The organism is Stenotrophomonas sp. 364 (genome assembly GCF_009832905.1).
Classification (GTDB): Bacteria; Pseudomonadota; Gammaproteobacteria; order Xanthomonadales; family Xanthomonadaceae; genus Stenotrophomonas; species Stenotrophomonas maltophilia_AP.
The window spans coordinates 4,329,212-4,345,000 of record NZ_CP047135.1 but is presented as its reverse complement, the minus strand read 5'-3'; the positions used below and the strand labels follow the sequence as shown (position 1 = coordinate 4,345,000).

Here is a 15,789-nt window from a genome sequence, read left to right as displayed (position 1 = left end):
AAAGGAGGTAGGTTTGAATCTTTGGCAAATCCGGGATTCTTCAAGACCGAGCACCGAGACGAGCCTTTAAGGCGAAGTCACTGATACCACGCTTCCAGGAAAAGCTCCTAAGCTTCAGCTTACGCAGACCGTACCGTAAACCGACACAGGTGGGTAGGATGAGAATTCTCAGGCGCTTGAGAGAACTCGGGTGAAGGAACTAGGCAACATGGCACCGTAACTTCGGGAGAAGGTGCGCCCTTTTTGGTGGCTCATGCGAGCTATAGCTGAAGAGGGCCGCAGAAACCAGGCCGCTGCGACTGTTTATCAAAAACACAGCACTCTGCAAACACGAAAGTGGACGTATAGGGTGTGACGCCTGCCCGGTGCTGGAAGGTTAATTGATGGGGTCAGCCGCAAGGCGAAGCTCTTGATCGAAGCCCCAGTAAACGGCGGCCGTAACTATAACGGTCCTAAGGTAGCGAAATTCCTTGTCGGGTAAGTTCCGACCTGCACGAATGGCGTAACGACAGCGGCGCTGTCTCCACCCGAGACTCAGTGAAATTGAAATCGCTGTGAAGATGCAGCGTTCCCGTGGCAAGACGGAAAGACCCCGTGAACCTTTACTATAGCTTTACACTGAACGTTGAGTTCGTCTGTGTAGGATAGGTGGGAGGCTATGAAACCATGGCGCTAGCTGTGGTGGAGCCATCCTTGAAATACCACCCTGTCGTGCTTGACGTTCTAACCTGGGTCCATAATCTGGATCGGGGACCGTGTATGGTGGGTAGTTTGACTGGGGCGGTCTCCTCCTAAAGAGTAACGGAGGAGCTCGAAGGTACGCTCAGCGCGGTCGGACATCGCGCACTGTGTGCAAAGGCATAAGCGTGCTTGACTGCAAGATCGACGGATCAAGCAGGTAGGAAACTAGGACTTAGTGATCCGGTGGTTCTGTATGGAAGGGCCATCGCTCAACGGATAAAAGGTACTCCGGGGATAACAGGCTGATACCGCCCAAGAGTTCATATCGACGGCGGTGTTTGGCACCTCGATGTCGGCTCATCACATCCTGGGGCTGTAGTCGGTCCCAAGGGTATGGCTGTTCGCCATTTAAAGTGGTACGCGAGCTGGGTTCAGAACGTCGTGAGACAGTTCGGTCCCTATCTGCCATGGGCGTTGGAGATTTGAGAGGGGCTGCTCCTAGTACGAGAGGACCGGAGTGGACGAACCTCTGGTGTTCCGGTTGTCACGCCAGTGGCATTGCCGGGTAGCTATGTTCGGAAGCGATAACCGCTGAAAGCATCTAAGCGGGAAGCGCGCCTCAAGATGAGATCTCCCGGGGCACAAGCCCCCTGAAGGAACCATATAGACTATGTGGTTGATAGGTCAGGTGTGTAAGTACAGCAATGTATTGAGCTAACTGATACTAATGATCCGTGTGGCTTGACCATATAACCTCAAGTTGCCTTGGCCGACATGACATGTCGATAGATCCAAGTGCACGCTACGTCACAAGACCAAACGAGAGGCAGGCGCCCAGACGCGTCTCTTTGTAAAGCCGGCACATCCGTGCCCGCTCCCTGCAAAGACACGCTCTGCGGCGACACTCCAAAAGCCTCCCTGGTGAAATTAGCGCTGTGGAACCACCCGATCCCATCCCGAACTCGGAAGTGAAACGCAGCTGCGCCGATGGTAGTGTGGCTCAAGCCATGCGAGAGTAGGTCATCGCCAGGGTTTATACCCCAAAACCCCGCTGCTCACGCAGCGGGGTTTTTTCTTTGTGCGTTTCGCGCCCCCGTGTAGCCGACCGTTGGTCGGCTACACGCTGTAATGGCGTTGCGTGCACGTGGAATATCCCTGCCGAGCAACGCGCGACCCTACCGGTAGAGCCGACCGGTGGTCGGCTGCACGTGGTAATGGCGTTGTGGTGTACGTGGAATATCCCTGCCGAACAGCGCTGGGCCCTAACGAACGCGTGCGCCTCTCAGCGGAAGGCATGGGGGGAGCTCTGAGTACCCGTGGAGGCTACCAACGGCCGGCTCTGCCCCCGAAGGTGTCGCAGGGCAGCCGACCAACGGTCGGCTCTACCACCGAAGGTGTCACAGGGCAGCCGACCAACGGTCGGCTCTACCCCCAGGGTCACACACAAACAAAAACGGCGCCCTCACGGGCGCCGTTTTGTTGTCTACCCTGCTGCCCGTGCCATGCGCGGGCCAACCGGGAGGCTCTCCTCAGGCTACGGCGGCGATTGCACGCCGTACCGGCGCTGCCGTCTGCGTGGTCTGTCCATGCCGGAACACCGCGACTGCTTCGCTCAGCTCTGCCGCCTGTTCTTCCAGCAGGCGTGCTGCAGCGCTGGCCTCCTCAACCAAGGCAGCATTCTGCTGGGTAGCATCGTCCATCTGAACCACCGTCTGGTTGACCTGGTCGATACCGCTGGCCTGCTCCTGCGATGCCGATGAGATCTCGGCCATGATGCCGCTGACCGCCGCGACGCTGCCGACGATCTCGGCCATGGTCCTGCCCGCATCCTGCGCCAGGTGCGCGCCGTCGGCGACCTGCTCCACGGAGGCATCGATCAGGCCCTTGATCTCCTTGGCCGCCTCGGCCGAGCGTTGCGCCAAGGTGCGCACTTCGCTGGCTACCACTGCGAACCCACGGCCCTGCTCGCCGGCACGTGCTGCTTCCACGGCCGCGTTCAACGCCAGGATATTGGTCTGGAACGCGATCCCGTCGATGACGCGGGTGATGTCGCCGATCCGCCGCGATGCGGTCTGGATCGCCTCCATGGTGGTGACAACCTGGCCAACCACCGCGCTGCCGCGGCCGGCCACGTCCTGGGCGCCCTGAGCCAGCGTGCTGGCCTGGCGCGCATGCTCGGCGTTCTGGCGCACGGTAGAGGTCAGCTCCTCCATCGAGGCGGCGGTTTCTTCCAGGTGCGCGGCCTGGCGCTCGGTGCGCTCGGACAGGTCGCTGTTGCCGCTGGCAATCTCGCCGGCGGCCTGCGCGATCGCGCCGGTGCACTGCTGGATGCGCTGCACCATGGCAGTGAGCTGTTCGGCGGTGGCATTGGCATCACGCTGCATGGCGGCGAACGCGCCCTCGAACTGGCCGTGCATGCGCTGGTCCAGATCACCGCGGGCCAACGCCGCCAGCACGCGGCGCACCTCGCCCACGGTGCCGCCCACGCTCTGCAGCAGTTGGTTGATGCCGCCGGTGAGGCCGTCGAGGAAGCTGGCCGTGCCCTCGGTCGACGGCAGGCGGCGGTCCAGGTCGCCCTTGGCGGCTGCGGCGACGATGTCGGCCACGGCGGTTTCCAGCTGCAGTTCCGCCGTGCGGTCATGCCATTCCACGGCAAAGCCGAGGCGTTGGCCATGGTCATCGAACACCGGCGTCACCACCTGGGCGAAATGCACCGGGCCGATCCGCACGCGGCCGTGGTGCACCTGCTGCAACGTGTTGAGGATGGCGCGGATGCGATCGGGGTTGACGTGGAAGCGATGGATGCTGCTGCCCACCAGCGTGTCGACGTCGAAGTCGGGGAACGCCTCACGCAGGCTGGCCTGCTGGTTGCGCAACAGCGTCACCACCGAACGGTTCACGTAGCGGATCACGTGGTCGTTGTCGGCGATCATCATCGCGGTGCGCGAGACATCCAGCGCACGGTGGATCTGCGCGTCCTCGGCATGCACGGTGGCGGCATGCTGCTGCTGGTCGGCGAGGGCGCGCGCGGCGGCGTCGGCCTGCTGCAGGTCGCGCTGCCAGCGCTGGGCCTGCCGGCGGGTACGCAGGGCCAGCACGGCCAGCAGCACCGTGGCCACAAGGACGGTCAGCGCTACCCCCCATTGCCGCTGCCACAGCGCCGTGCTGCAACCAGCGGCCAGCAGGAGGGCGGCGGCGACCGCGACGGTGCCGTCCAGGCGCGGCAACAGGGTAGGCGGACGGGGCGCGCGGGCACGGTCGGGTGGGCGCGGCGCAACAAGCGGAAGGGCAGACATGGCGACTCCGGGATTCAGAAGCAGGGACGGCCGGTCGCGCGCGGACGCGGACAGGCCAATGGCGCGCCGGTCACCGTCGATGCGGTGGGCGCTGCGGGGAAGACGAGGAGGGAAGAGGCCCGCATGCCGCGCGCGGTCGATACCGACGCGTCGACGGTGCGGAACACCGCCGGCATGGCCCGGTCCTGTGGGCGATGGCACGGCCAACACGGCATTGCGACGACCTTCCCTGAAGCCTTGGAGTGATGCGCGGCTTCGCTACGGCGGAGCAAGCGGCGACACAGGCCGAACGTGCCGGTCTGCCTTACGGGTATCGGCCGGGCGACCGGGAAGTTGAGTGCGTCAGGATGCCGCAGGGCAGTCGGCAGGGGCTGGACGCGGTACGACGCGGGACACGCAACCGATGGGGCCGTCAGCCGGCAAGGAAGGCGTTGATGACCTCGGCCACCACCTGCGGGTGTTCCATGTGCAGGTGGTGGGTGCCGGGGAACACGGACAGCCGGCCATCGCGCAGCAGGCCGATGCGCTGGCTGCGCAGGGGCTCGGGATAGTACGACTGCGCGGGCGTGGCGTAGATCACCTGGGTAGGGCACTCGATCGCCGCCAGCAGGTTGTCGATCTGCGCTTCGCTCAGGCGCACCGCTGTGGGCAGCATCAGGCGCGGGTCGCTGCACCAGCTGTAGCCGCCCTCGACCGGTTTGACCCCGCGCTCGACCAGCAACCGGGCGCAGGGCTCGCTGAGCTGGTTGGCCATCATCCGTGCGCGGATCGGCGCGGCCAGGTCGACAAACACCCGCAGGTTCCTCCCCGGCAGCGCGCGGGCGGCGCGCACGTGGTCGCGCAGCCGCTGCGCGGTTTCATCCTCGGGACCGCGCAGGCCGCCGAGCGCTTCGATCGCCACCAGACGCTCGACCCGCTCGGGGGCGGCGGCGGCGGTGAGGCTGGCGATGCCGGCACCCATCGAATGGCCGAGCAGGGTGAAGCGGTCCCAGCCCAGCGCATCGGCGACATCCAGCACGTGGCAGATCGCGCCGGGCGTGTTGTATTGGGTGCCCGGCGGCAGGTGGGCGCTGTGGCCGTGGCCGGGCAGGTCCAGGGCGACCAGGTCCAGCGCCGTTAGCTGCGCTGCCAGCGGTACGAAGCTGGCAGCGTTGTCGAGCCAGCCGTGCAGGGCCAGCACCCGCGTGCCCTCGCGCTGTGGCGCACGCAGCCCAGCGGCGTGCACGCCCTGCACCTCCAGCGCGAAGGGCTGGAGGGTCATGCGAGCGCGGCGATGCTCAGCCGCGACAACGCCAGGGCGTGTTCGGGCGCCGCATTGAGGCAGGGGATGTAGCGCATCTGCGCGCCGCGCGCGGCGAGGGTTTCGGTGAAGCCCAGCGCCACTTCCTCCAGGGTTTCCAGGCAGTCGGTGGCGAACCCGGGGCAGACCACGTCGATGCGGCGCACGCCACTCTCGGCCATGGCCCACATGGTGGGTTCGGCATAGGGCTGCAGCCACTTCTCGCGGCCAAAGCGCGACTGGTAGGTCAGCTGCCAGGCGTCGTCGGGCAGATCCAGTGCGTCGGCGATGGCGCGCGCGCTCGCTTCGCAGCGCTGCGGGTACGGATCGCCCGCGTCGGCCAGGCGCTGCGGGATGCCGTGGAAGGAAAACACCAGCTTCTCGCCGCGCCCGTGCTGCTGCCACGCCTGCTGGATGCTGCCGGCCACGGCCGCCACCCAGTCCGGGTCCACCGCGTAATCGCGCACAAGGGTGACGGTGACGGCAGGGTGGCGCGGCTGCCACGCGCGCACCTGGTCTTCAATGGAGGCGGTGGTGGTGGTGGAGTACTGCGGATACAGCGGCAGCACCACGATCCGGCGCATGCCTTCGTCGGCCAGCCGGTCCAACTCGGCGGTCAGTGCGGGGGCGCCGTAGCGCATCGCATGGCGTACCCGCAGGGTGGGCATCAACGCCTGCATGGCCTCCGCCAGCTGGCGCGTGTAGACCATCAGCGGGGAGCCGTCGGGCAGCCACACCTGGGCATACTTGGCGGCCGAGCGACCGCTGCGCAGGGGCAGGATAAGCCCGTACAGCAAGGGTTTCCACAGTATCGCCGGGATCGCGACCACGCGCGGATCGCTGAGGAATTCAGCAAGGTAGCGACGCACCGCCGGGGCGGTTGGCGTCTCGGGCGTGCCTAGATTGACCGCCAGCACGGCGGTGTCGGGTGCGTCGAGCATGGGCCCATTCTCGCAGGTCTGGGCGATTGGCGGGATGGATTCGCGCCATCGTTGTGATGCGCTGGGTATATCAATAGACGGCATCACTCATTGCCGATTCATCGCCGGGCTTCTAACGTCGGGAAGCGTATCGACCAATGGTCCTACCTACCGCTATCTTGTGTGATCGACTTCTGGAGCCCACCCATGCGCCGCCTCAGCCTTGTACTGCTGATCTCCGCCAGCCTGCTGCTGCCCACCCAGGCAATGGCCGGACCACAGGAAGACCAGCGCGCCCGCAATGCGGTGCGTGTGCTCAATGAAATCCAGAACATCCCCGAACAGGGCATCCCCGACAAGCTGCTGGACGAAGGCCGCGCGATTGTCGTCATTCCCGACACGATCAAGGCCGGCCTGGTCATCGGCGGGCGCCGCGGACATGGCCTGATGTCGGTCAAGAACGCCGATGGCAGCTGGTCCAACCCTGTCTTCGTGAAGCTCACCGGCGGCAGCATCGGCTTCCAGGCCGGCGTGCAGTCCTCGGACGTGGTGCTGGTGTTCCGCAACGACCGCAGCCTGGACAACCTGGTCAACGGCAAGTTCACCCTCGGCGCCGATGCCGGCGTGGCGGCCGGCCCGGTCGGGCGCAACGCGGCGGCGGCTACCGATGGCCAGCTGAAGGCCGAGATCTGGTCGTGGTCGCGTGCCCGCGGCCTGTTTGCCGGGGTTGCGCTGGACGGCGCGGTGCTGCAGATCGACGATGCCGCCAACCTGGACGCCTACGGCAGCAACACCACGCCGCGCATGGTGTTCGAGGGCCGCATGGGCGAACCGCCGTCGATCGACGTGGTCGCCTTCCGCGACCGCCTGGAAGAAGCCACCTACACCGCCCGCGAAAAGCGTGGCACCGCCGGCAGCGCACCGGCCCCGGCCGCGCGCCAGGCCGCTCCGGTCGCCGCACCCATGGCTGAACAGGCACCGGCGTCCGGTGCGACCACGGCACCGCTGCAGCCGACCCCGGCCCAGCCCACCGCCCAGCAGGGCTTCCAGTCCGTGGGCGAGGGTGAAGTACGCACCGAATCGCTGGACGGCAACTGACTTTCGTCACGCGCGCCGGCTAACACCCGGTGCGCTATGCTCAACCGTCTGATCACTACGTAACGCGAGCGGCTCATGGGCAGTTTCAGCATCTGGCATTGGTTGGTCGTGCTGGTCATCGTTCTGCTGGTGTTCGGCACCAAGAAGCTGACCAGCGGCGCCAAGGACCTTGGCAGCGCCGTCAAGGAATTCAAGAAGGGCATGCACGACGAGGACAAGCCGAAGGCGCAGCTCAACGACGCCTCGCGCCCGCAGGACTCGACGACCACGTCGCAGACCGAGCACGATCGCGACCCGCGCTGATCGGGACCGGCGGGCGTGTTCGATATCGGTTTCAGTGAACTGCTGGTCATCGCGGTCGTGGCCCTGGTCGTGCTCGGTCCCGAGCGCCTGCCCAAGGCCGCGCGCTTTGCCGGGCTGTGGGTGCGGCGTGCACGCACCCAGTGGGATTCGGTGAAGCAGGAACTGGAGCGGGAACTGCACGCCGATGAGATCAAGCGGCAGTTCCGCGACGTGCAGGCATCGGTGCAGGACACCGAGGCGCAGTTGCGCGCCAGCGGTGAAGCGGTGCGCCGCGAAGCCGAGCTGATGCGCCAGGACGTGGCCCGACGTGGCGATGACGTGGCCGCCGCGGCGGACGAACCGGTGATGACCGGCCCCGCGCCCGGCTCCCCGGCGAGCGTTGCCCAGCACGTGGTGGCGGACGATCCCATCGAGGTGGCCGAGCCGGTGCGTGACGCGATGGCCCCGCCCGGCATCGATGGCACTGCGCCGCGTGCGGCCCATACGGTGGAACCGGCGCCGGTTGGCGCGCCCCACCCCGACACCGCACAGGACGCGCCGCCGCCGCGCGACGAGCAGGCACCGCGATGAGCGAACACGAGTACCCGGAAAGCTCGCTGGTGGAACACCTGATCGAGCTGCGTGCGCGCCTGGTCCGCGCGATCGTCGGCCTGCTCGCGGTACTGCTGGTGCTGCTGCCGTTCTCGCGCAAGATCTACACGTGGCTGGCCGAGCCGCTGATCTCGCAGCTGCCCAACGGGCAGACGATGATCGCGACCAACCCGGCCGGCGCCTTCTTCGCGCCGTTGAAGCTGACTTTCTTCGTGGCCCTGTTCGTGGCCGTGCCGTGGCTGCTGTACCAGCTGTGGTCGTTCGTGGCGCCCGGTCTGTATGCGCGCGAAAAGCGCCTGGCGGTGCCGCTGCTGGCATCTTCGGTGCTGCTGTTCTACCTGGGCTGCGCGTTCGCCTACTTCCTGGTGCTGCCGGCGGTCTTCCACTTCCTGACCACCTTCCGCCCCGAAGTGATTGCGATTACCCCGGATGCCAATGCCTATCTGGATTTCGTGCTGGCGATCTTCTTCGCCTTCGGCACCAGTTTCGAGCTGCCGGTGGCGATGGTGATCCTGGTGCTGCTGGGTTGGGTGTCGCCGCAGCAGTTCAAGGAAAGCCGCGGCTATGCGGTGGTGGGCATCTTCGTGGTGGCCGCGGTGCTGACGCCGCCGGACGTGGTGTCGCAGCTGCTGCTGGCCATCCCGATGTGCGTGCTGTACGAGCTGGGCATTCACGCGGCGCGGTGGCTGGTGCCCTCGTCGGTGGTGAAGCCGGCGGGGTAATCGGACGCGGTAGTCGGCCGGTGGTTCGCCGACGCACGGTTAGCCGGGCAACGGCAGCCGACCAACGGTCGGCTCTACCAACGCCCCGCACGCGGCGCGGTGGTGGGTGTCGTGAACAAAAACCCCGGCATTTGCCGGGGTTTTTTGTGGTCGATCAGGCGGCGAACACATTGCCGGGGCCGCCCGGCACCGGCGGCGGCGTGCGACCGCGGTGCGCGAACATCTGCTTCCAGGCGGCGTATACCGCGCCGACGTACAGCGGCATGATCACGGTGGTCATCGACAGCTGCATGACGAAGGCGGCCGCTCCCATGCCGCCGAGCAGCAGCGCCACCTGCATCAGCACGAACACCAGGAAGTAGATGCACATCGCCGCGATCAGGCCCAGCACCATGAACACGGCCATGGCCGGGAAGTTTTCGATGCAGCCCTGCAGGCTCATGCGCAGCGCATGCATGCCACTCTGGCGGTCGAACACCACCAGCGCCGGCTGCGCGAACATGGCCATGCTCAGCGCCACGAAGGTGGCGAAGGCGATCAGGATCCACAGCATGATGCGCTTGACCGGCACGTTGGCCATCAACGCCAGGGTCTCTTCGTTGCTGAGCTGCTTGCCGGACTGCTGCAGTTCCTGCGCGCGGTGCAACAGGTCGTTGAAGGCGCTGAAGCCCTCGCTGCCGATCAACGCAAACAGCAGCGTGCCCAGGGCGACGATGGCAATCAGCTGGATCGCCAGCGGCACCAGCAGGTGGGTGACGCGACGGTCGCGGATGGGCTGCAGCAGGTGGGTCGGCAGGCCGGGACGGCCCTGGTCGATCTCGCTTACGGCCCACAACATGCCGCCGAACATCAGCGGGCCCACCGCCAGCGACAACAACTGCACCATCAGCCCCAACCAGCCCGGCAGCAGCTGGGCCAGCAGCAGGATCAGCGAGGTGGTCAGCATCCACACCACGCCGATCACGGCCAGTTGCATCGGTGCGCGGGCATACAGGGAAAACGCGTCCAGCAGCCATTGGGCGCCGGCCGATGCGGGCAGCTTGCGAATCTCGCTCATACCATTCCGGAAGCAGGGGGGAGGGGCGCAGCCGCCCCGAATCCGTTCGATTATCCCTGTTTTCCGGACGCGCCACCTGAAGGCCGGGCCCCACCGCCGGGACGCTGCGTCGCAGTGCCCGGAAGGCGGCTCAGGCGTTGCGGGCCTGGCGCACGAAACGGCGCAGCAGCTGCCGCGCCAATGGGGCCGCGCTGACCCCGCGCGCCACGCTGCGGGCGCAGCCGCCGTGGCTGCGGATGCACTCGGCGCGGGCGCGTACGTAGCCGCGCATGTGGTGGGTGGCGAACTCCGGGTGGAACTGCACGCCCCAGGCCTGGCGGCCGAAACGGAAGGCGTGGCAGTTGTCCTGCGCCGAGCGCGCCAGGATCGACGCGCCCTCCGGTGCGCGCAGTACCGTCTGCATGTGGGTGGCGTGGGCCGGGAAGCGCTCGGGCAGGCCGGCGAACAGCGGGTCGCTGCTGGCCGACGGGTCCAGGGCCAGCTCGATGGTGCCGGACTCGCGGCCAGCCGGGTTGTACGCCACCTCGCCGCCCAGGGCATGCGCCAGCAGCTGGTGGCCGTAGCAGATGCCAAACACCGGGCGGTCGTCGTGGACCGCGCCGCGCAGCCACTGCGCGCTGCGCTCGCTCCAGTCGGCACGATCGGTGACGTAGGCGGCCGAGCCGGTGACGATCACCCCGGCGAAGTGGCGGTGGTCGGGCAGGGCGCCGCCATGTTCGACGTCCACCACCACCGTTTCGTCGGCATCCAGCCCGGCGGCGACGCGGATCCAATGCGGAAAACGCCCGTACCGACGCAGCGAGGCGACGGGTTGGCCGGTTTCAAGAATCAGGAACGGGGCGGAATTCATCCGGGGGCGGCAGCACTGACAGGACTTCCTCGATTGTAGTCAGCCCTGCGGCCACCTTTTCAAGTCCCGCGCGGCGCAGGGTTCGCAGCCCTTCAGCACGCGCGGCACGGTTGAAAGCGGCCAGATCCATGTCGGCGCGGATCAGGCTGCGCAGGCGCGAACCCAATGGCAGCAACTCATACAGCCCTACCCGGCCCAGGTAACCGGTGCGCCGGCAGTCGATGCAGCCGGCCGGTGCATATGGCGTGGGTGACTCAGGTAATGCTTCATCGGCATCAGCCAGAACGGCCCACTGGGCCGCGCTGAGCGGGCGCGGCACCTTGCAGTTGGGACACAGGGTACGCACCAGGCGCTGGGCCAGGATGCCGTTGAGGGTGGAGGCCAGCAGGTAGTGCGGCACGCCCAGGTCGAGCAGGCGGGTGATCGCCGAGGGCGCGTCGTTGGTGTGCAGGGTGGAGAGCACCAGGTGACCCGTGAGCGAGGCCTGCACCGCCATCTGCGCCGTTTCCAGGTCGCGGATTTCGCCGATCATGATGATGTCCGGGTCCTGCCGCAGCAGGGTGCGCACGCCGCTGGCGAAATCCAGGTCGATGTTGGTCTGCACCTGCATCTGGTTGAATTCCGGCGCGATCATCTCGATCGGGTCTTCCACCGTGCACACGTTGACGTCCGGGGTGGCCAGCCGCTTGAGCGTGGAATACAGGGTGGTGGTCTTGCCCGAGCCGGTGGGGCCGGTGACCAGCACGATGCCGTGCGGACGCTCGACCAGGGCGGTCCAGCCGGCCGCTTCCTGCGGGCTGAAGCCGAGCTGGTCGATGCTCTTGAACGCGGCATCCGGGTCGAAGATGCGCATCACGCACTTCTCGCCGAACGCGGTGGGCATGGTGGACAGGCGCATTTCGACCTCGCGGCCGCCCGGCGAGCGGGTCTTGATGCGGCCGTCCTGCGGGCGCCGGCGCTCGGCCAGGTCCATGCGCCCGAGCACCTTGATGCGGCTGACCACGGCGGTCATCACCGCCGGCGGCACTTCAAACACCTTGTGCAGCACTCCGTCGATGCGGAAGCGCATGCGGCCCATGTCGCGGCGTGGCTCCAGGTGGATGTCCGAGGCGCGTTGTTCGTAGGCGTACTGCAGCAGCCAGTCGACGATGTGCACGATGTGCTGGTCGTCGGCGTTGACGTCGCCGGCGCGGCCCAGTTCCACCAGCTGCTCGAAGCTGGGCAGGGTGCCGTTGGTTTCGCCGCGCACGTCGCCGCGCGCGCCACGCACCGAGCGGGTGACCCCGAAGAATTCCATGGTGTAGCGGTGCAGGTCGAGCGGGTTGACCATCGCCAGCTCGATGCGGCGCCGGGTCAGGTGCTGCAGGTCGCTCAGCCATTCCTGTACCAGCGGCTCGCTGGTGGCCACCAGCAGCCGCTCGCTGTCCACCGCCAGCGGCAGGAAGCGGTGGCGGCGTGCGTAGGCATGGGACACCACGGCGGTCACCGAGGCCACGTCCACGCGGGTCGGGTCGATGCGCAGGTAGCGGCTGCCGGTGCGGGTGGCCAGCCATTCGGTCAGCCGCTCCAGCCCGAGTTCACCGCCAGCGGCGGCGGCCAGCTTGAGGTTGGCCAGCAGCACCAGCGGGTGCACTTCACTGGCGTTGCGCGCGCCCTGGGCCGAAAAACGGATGCGCTCCAGGTCGGTCGCGGCCACCAGGCCATCGGCCACCAGCGCGGCAGCCACCTGGTCGAAGCTGAGCCGGCCCGGCGGCAACGGCACCGGCGCGGCGGGCCCGGGGCCTGCGGCGTGGGCGAAAGGTACCGGGGGGCGCTGATCCATCCGCCAAAGTCCTCGAAGCGCGCCAGGCGCGCGGTAATGGGGTGGGCCGTCCGGAAGGCGGCAACGCGGTCGCTGGCTATACTAGCGCACCCCTCCTGCAGGCAAGAATCCGCCGCATGTCCGTCACCACGAACGTTCCCATCACTTTCCAGGGCCTGATCCAGACCCTCAACCAGTATTGGGCGCAGCAGGGCTGCGTGCTGATCCAGCCGCTCGACCTGGAGGTCGGTGCGGGCACCTTCCACCCGGCCACGTTCCTGCGCTCGATCGGTCCGGAAAGCTGGAATGCCGCGTACGTGCAGCCCTCGCGCCGTCCCACCGACGGCCGCTACGGCGAGAACCCGAACCGCCTGCAGCGGTATTACCAGTACCAGGTGGCGATGAAGCCGAGCCCGGACAACATCCAGCAGCTGTACCTGGATTCGCTCAAGGCGCTGGGCATCGACCCGCTGGTGCATGACCTGCGCTTTGTCGAGGACAACTGGGAATCGCCGACGCTGGGCGCCTGGGGCCTGGGCTGGGAAGTGTGGTTGAACGGGATGGAAGTCACCCAGTTCACCTATTTCCAGCAGGCCGGTGGCCTGGAGTGCAAGCCGGTGCTGGGCGAGATCACCTACGGTCTTGAACGCCTGTGCATGTACCTGCAGAACTGCGACAACGTCTATGACCTGGTGTGGACCTACGGGCCGGACGGCACGCCGGTGACCTACGGCGATGTGTACCTGCAGAACGAGATCGAGCAGAGCACCTACAACTTCGAATACGCCGACGTGGAGGAAATGTTCCACCGCTTCGACGCCTGCGAAAAGGAAGCCCAGAAGCTGGTCGATGTGGGCCTGCCGCTGCCGGCGTACGAGCAGGTGTGCAAGGCCAGCCACGCCTTCAACCTGCTGGACGCGCGCCGTGCGATCAGCGTGACCGAGCGCCAGCGCTACATCCTGCGCGTGCGCGCGCTGGCCCAGGCGGTGGCCAAGCTGTACGAGGCCAAGCGCCTCGAAGCCGTCGCCGCCAAGGAGGTGCAGGCATGAGCACGATGCAGCCGCTGTTGATTGAACTGGGCACCGAAGAACTGCCGGTGAAGGCGCTGCCGGGCCTGGCCCAGGCGTTCTTCGATGGCGTGGTCGATGGCCTGGCCAAGCGGGGCGTGGCCGTCGAACGCGGCGATGCCAAGCCGTTGTCGACCCCGCGCCGGCTGGCCGTGCTGCTGCCCGGCGTGGCCGTGGAGCAGCCCGAACAGCATAGCGAAGTGCTGGGCCCGTACCTGAACATCGCGCTGGATGCCCAGGGCCAGCCGACCAAGGCGCTGCAGGGCTTCGCGGCCAAGGCCGGGATCGACTGGAGCGCGCTGGAACGCACCAGCGACGCCAAGGGCGAGCGCTTCGTGCACCGTTCCACCACCCCGGGCGCGCGCACCGCCGCGCTGCTGCCGGAGATCCTGCGCGAGGCGATCGCGGCGATGCCGATCCCCAAGCCGATGCGCTGGGGCAGCCACGCCTACGGGTTCGCCCGCCCGGTGCATTGGCTGGTGCTGCTGCACGGCACCGAGATCATCGAGGCCGAGGTGCTGGGCCTGAAGGCCGACCGCATGAGCCGCGGTCATCGCTTCATGCACGACAAGACCGTGTGGTTGTCCTCGCCGGAGGACTACATCAGCTCGCTGCAGGCCGCCTTCGTGCTGGTGGACGCCGACGTGCGCCGTGCGCGCATCGTCGAACAGGTCAACGCCGCCGCGGCCAAGGCCGGTGGCCAGGCGCGGATCACCGATGACAACCTGGACCAGGTGGTCAACCTGGTGGAATGGCCGGCACCGGTGCTGTGCAGTTTCGAGCGCGAATTCCTGGCGGTGCCGCAGGAAGCGCTGATCGAGACGATGGAGATCAACCAGAAGTTCTTCCCGGTGCTCGATGCCGGCGGCAAGCTGACCGAGAAATTCATCGGCATCGCCAACATCGAATCGAAGGACGTGAACGAGGTCGCCAAGGGCTACGAGCGGGTGATCCGCCCGCGCTTCTCCGACGCCAAGTTCTTCTTCGACGAGGACCTCAAGCAGGGCCTGGAGTCGATGGGCGACGGCCTGACGACCGTGACCTACCAGGCCAAGCTGGGCAGCGTGGCCGACAAGGTGGGCCGGGTGGTGGCGCTGGCCGGGGTGATCGCCCCGCAGGTAGGCGCCGATCCGGTGCTGGCCAAGCGCGCCGCGCTGCTGGCCAAGAACGACCTGCAGTCGCGCATGGTCAACGAATTCCCGGAGCTGCAGGGCATCGCCGGCCGGCACTACGCGCTGACCGGCGGCGAGTCGCCCGAGGTTGCGCTGGCCATCGACGAGGCTTACCAGCCCCGCTTTGGCGGCGATGACATCGCGCTGTCGGCGCTGGGCAAGGTGCTGGCCATCGCCGAGCGGCTGGATACGCTGGCCGGTGGCTTCGCCGCAGGCCTGAAGCCGACCGGCAACAAGGACCCGTTCGCGCTGCGCCGCAATGCACTGGGCCTGGCCCGTACGATCATCGAATCGGGGTTCGACCTGGACCTGCGCGCGCTGGTGGACAGCGCCCTGGCCGGCCTGCCGGCCGCCGTGCAGCCCAGTGCCGAGCGCAAGACCGAGGCGCTGCCGCAGGAGCTGTACGACTTCATTCTGGACCGCCTGCGCGGCTACTACGCCGACAAGGGCGTGCCGGCCACGCACTTCAACGCGGTGGCCGAGCTGAAGCCGGCGTCGCTGTATGACCTGGACCGCCGCATCGACGCCATCGGCATCTTCGCGGCGCTGCCCGAAGCCGATGCGCTGGCCGCAGCCAACAAGCGCATCCGCAACATCCTGCGCAAGGCCGAGGGTGACATTCCCGGCATGGTCGACCCGGCGCTGCTGGCCGAACCGGCCGAGAGTGAACTGGCCGAGGCGGTGGAAGCGGCCATCGACGACAGCAACGCCAGCCTGCACCACAAGGACTACGTGAGCGTGCTGAACCGCCTGGCGCGCCTGCGCCCGCAGGTGGACGCGTTCTTCGATGCGGTGATGGTCAATGCCGAAGACCCGGCGCTGCGTGGCAACCGCCTGGCGCTGCTCAAGCGCCTGGGCGACCGCCTGGGCAGCGTGGCGGCGATCGAGCACCTGTCCAGCTGAGGCGTGGCGGGCAGCCCTGCCCGCAGGTGGTAACGCAGAAGGCGCGACG

13 protein-coding genes and 2 rRNA genes (1 of these 15 running past the window's edge) are annotated in these 15,789 nt (G+C 67.2%); 8 read left to right on the top strand and 7 right to left on the bottom strand.

The window, feature by feature from the left end:
- Positions 1 to 1,430: ribosomal RNA gene (locus tag GQ674_RS19360) — 23S ribosomal RNA — on the top strand (it extends 1,449 nt beyond the left edge of the window).
- Positions 1,431 to 1,598: 168 nt separating this feature from the next.
- Positions 1,599 to 1,713 (top strand): 5S ribosomal RNA (gene rrf, locus GQ674_RS19355).
- A gap of 497 nt (positions 1,714 to 2,210) precedes the next feature.
- Here the strand turns inward: rrf and GQ674_RS19350 are convergent.
- The 4 genes from GQ674_RS19350 to hemH form a co-directional block, all read right to left on the bottom strand.
- The gene (locus GQ674_RS19350; RefSeq protein WP_159498513.1) at positions 2,211 to 3,977 is read right to left on the bottom strand and encodes a methyl-accepting chemotaxis protein; all 1,767 of its coding nucleotides are present in this window, start codon (positions 3,975 to 3,977) and stop codon (positions 2,211 to 2,213) included.
- Between the two features lie 14 nt (positions 3,978 to 3,991).
- Positions 3,992 to 4,153, bottom strand: coding sequence for a hypothetical protein (locus tag GQ674_RS19345; RefSeq protein ID WP_159498511.1), 162 nt, complete (start codon positions 4,151 to 4,153; stop codon positions 3,992 to 3,994).
- Positions 4,154 to 4,389: 236 nt separating this feature from the next.
- Positions 4,390 to 5,238, bottom strand: coding sequence for an alpha/beta hydrolase (locus tag GQ674_RS19340; protein ID WP_159498509.1), 849 nt, complete (start codon positions 5,236 to 5,238; stop codon positions 4,390 to 4,392).
- Entirely contained in the window at positions 5,235 to 6,197 is a 963-nt protein-coding gene (hemH, locus tag GQ674_RS19335) for a ferrochelatase (protein ID WP_159498507.1), read from the bottom strand. Before hemH ends, GQ674_RS19340 begins: the two co-directional genes overlap by 4 nt.
- A gap of 186 nt (positions 6,198 to 6,383) precedes the next feature.
- Between hemH and GQ674_RS19330 the strand changes: the two genes are divergently transcribed.
- From GQ674_RS19330 to tatC, 4 genes are all read left to right on the top strand, one after another.
- The gene (locus GQ674_RS19330) at positions 6,384 to 7,274 is read left to right on the top strand and encodes a YSC84-related protein (RefSeq protein WP_159498505.1); all 891 of its coding nucleotides are present in this window, start codon (positions 6,384 to 6,386) and stop codon (positions 7,272 to 7,274) included.
- A 75-nt stretch (positions 7,275 to 7,349) separates the two neighbouring features.
- Entirely contained in the window at positions 7,350 to 7,577 is a 228-nt protein-coding gene (gene tatA, locus GQ674_RS19325; protein ID WP_038685414.1) for a Sec-independent protein translocase subunit TatA, read from the top strand.
- A 15-nt stretch (positions 7,578 to 7,592) separates the two neighbouring features.
- A complete protein-coding gene (tatB, locus tag GQ674_RS19320; RefSeq protein WP_159498503.1) occupies positions 7,593 to 8,147 on the top strand; it encodes a Sec-independent protein translocase protein TatB in 555 nt (184 codons plus the stop codon).
- Positions 8,144 to 8,890, top strand: a complete 747-nt coding sequence (tatC, locus tag GQ674_RS19315; protein ID WP_038685419.1) for a twin-arginine translocase subunit TatC — start codon at positions 8,144 to 8,146, stop codon at positions 8,888 to 8,890. Before tatB ends, tatC begins: the two co-directional genes overlap by 4 nt.
- Positions 8,891 to 9,044: 154 nt before the next feature.
- On the opposite strand, the gene GQ674_RS19310 is transcribed toward tatC, so the two are convergent.
- The 3 genes from GQ674_RS19310 to GQ674_RS19300 form a co-directional block, all read right to left on the bottom strand.
- Positions 9,045 to 9,947 (bottom strand): BPSS1780 family membrane protein, encoded by a 903-nt coding sequence (locus GQ674_RS19310; RefSeq protein WP_128098102.1) that lies wholly within the window; start codon positions 9,945 to 9,947, stop codon positions 9,045 to 9,047.
- A gap of 130 nt (positions 9,948 to 10,077) precedes the next feature.
- Positions 10,078 to 10,797, bottom strand: coding sequence for a glutamine amidotransferase (locus GQ674_RS19305; RefSeq protein ID WP_128098101.1), 720 nt, complete (start codon positions 10,795 to 10,797; stop codon positions 10,078 to 10,080).
- Positions 10,769 to 12,619, bottom strand: coding sequence for a GspE/PulE family protein (locus GQ674_RS19300; RefSeq protein ID WP_201290186.1), 1,851 nt, complete (start codon positions 12,617 to 12,619; stop codon positions 10,769 to 10,771). Before GQ674_RS19300 ends, GQ674_RS19305 begins: the two co-directional genes overlap by 29 nt.
- A 116-nt stretch (positions 12,620 to 12,735) precedes the next feature.
- Between GQ674_RS19300 and glyQ the strand changes: the two genes are divergently transcribed.
- Positions 12,736 to 13,647 (top strand): glycine--tRNA ligase subunit alpha, encoded by a 912-nt coding sequence (gene glyQ, locus GQ674_RS19295; RefSeq protein WP_159498501.1) that lies wholly within the window; start codon positions 12,736 to 12,738, stop codon positions 13,645 to 13,647.
- The gene (gene glyS, locus GQ674_RS19290; RefSeq protein ID WP_159498499.1) at positions 13,644 to 15,740 is read left to right on the top strand and encodes a glycine--tRNA ligase subunit beta; all 2,097 of its coding nucleotides are present in this window, start codon (positions 13,644 to 13,646) and stop codon (positions 15,738 to 15,740) included. Before glyQ ends, glyS begins: the two co-directional genes overlap by 4 nt.
- Positions 15,741 to 15,789 lie beyond the last annotated feature (49 nt).

Excerpts from the sequence above, each read along its gene's own strand:
- tatC (WP_038685419.1), top strand. The coding sequence starts at position 8,144 with ATGAGCGAACACGAGTACCCGGAAAGCTCGCTGGTGGAACACCTGATC.
- GQ674_RS19330 (WP_159498505.1), top strand. The coding sequence starts at position 6,384 with ATGCGCCGCCTCAGCCTTGTACTGCTGATCTCCGCCAGCCTGCTGCTG.
- hemH (WP_159498507.1), bottom strand. The coding sequence starts at position 6,197 with ATGCTCGACGCACCCGACACCGCCGTGCTGGCGGTCAATCTAGGCACG.
- GQ674_RS19345 (WP_159498511.1), bottom strand. The coding sequence starts at position 4,153 with ATGCCGGCGGTGTTCCGCACCGTCGACGCGTCGGTATCGACCGCGCGC.
- GQ674_RS19350 (WP_159498513.1), bottom strand. The coding sequence starts at position 3,977 with ATGTCTGCCCTTCCGCTTGTTGCGCCGCGCCCACCCGACCGTGCCCGC.
- GQ674_RS19300 (WP_201290186.1), bottom strand. The coding sequence starts at position 12,619 with ATGGATCAGCGCCCCCCGGTACCTTTCGCCCACGCCGCAGGCCCCGGG.
- tatA (WP_038685414.1), top strand. The coding sequence starts at position 7,350 with ATGGGCAGTTTCAGCATCTGGCATTGGTTGGTCGTGCTGGTCATCGTT.
- glyQ (WP_159498501.1), top strand. The coding sequence starts at position 12,736 with ATGTCCGTCACCACGAACGTTCCCATCACTTTCCAGGGCCTGATCCAG.
- GQ674_RS19340 (WP_159498509.1), bottom strand. The coding sequence starts at position 5,238 with ATGACCCTCCAGCCCTTCGCGCTGGAGGTGCAGGGCGTGCACGCCGCT.
- glyS (WP_159498499.1), top strand. The coding sequence starts at position 13,644 with ATGAGCACGATGCAGCCGCTGTTGATTGAACTGGGCACCGAAGAACTG.
- GQ674_RS19310 (WP_128098102.1), bottom strand. The coding sequence starts at position 9,947 with ATGAGCGAGATTCGCAAGCTGCCCGCATCGGCCGGCGCCCAATGGCTG.
- GQ674_RS19305 (WP_128098101.1), bottom strand. The coding sequence starts at position 10,797 with ATGAATTCCGCCCCGTTCCTGATTCTTGAAACCGGCCAACCCGTCGCC.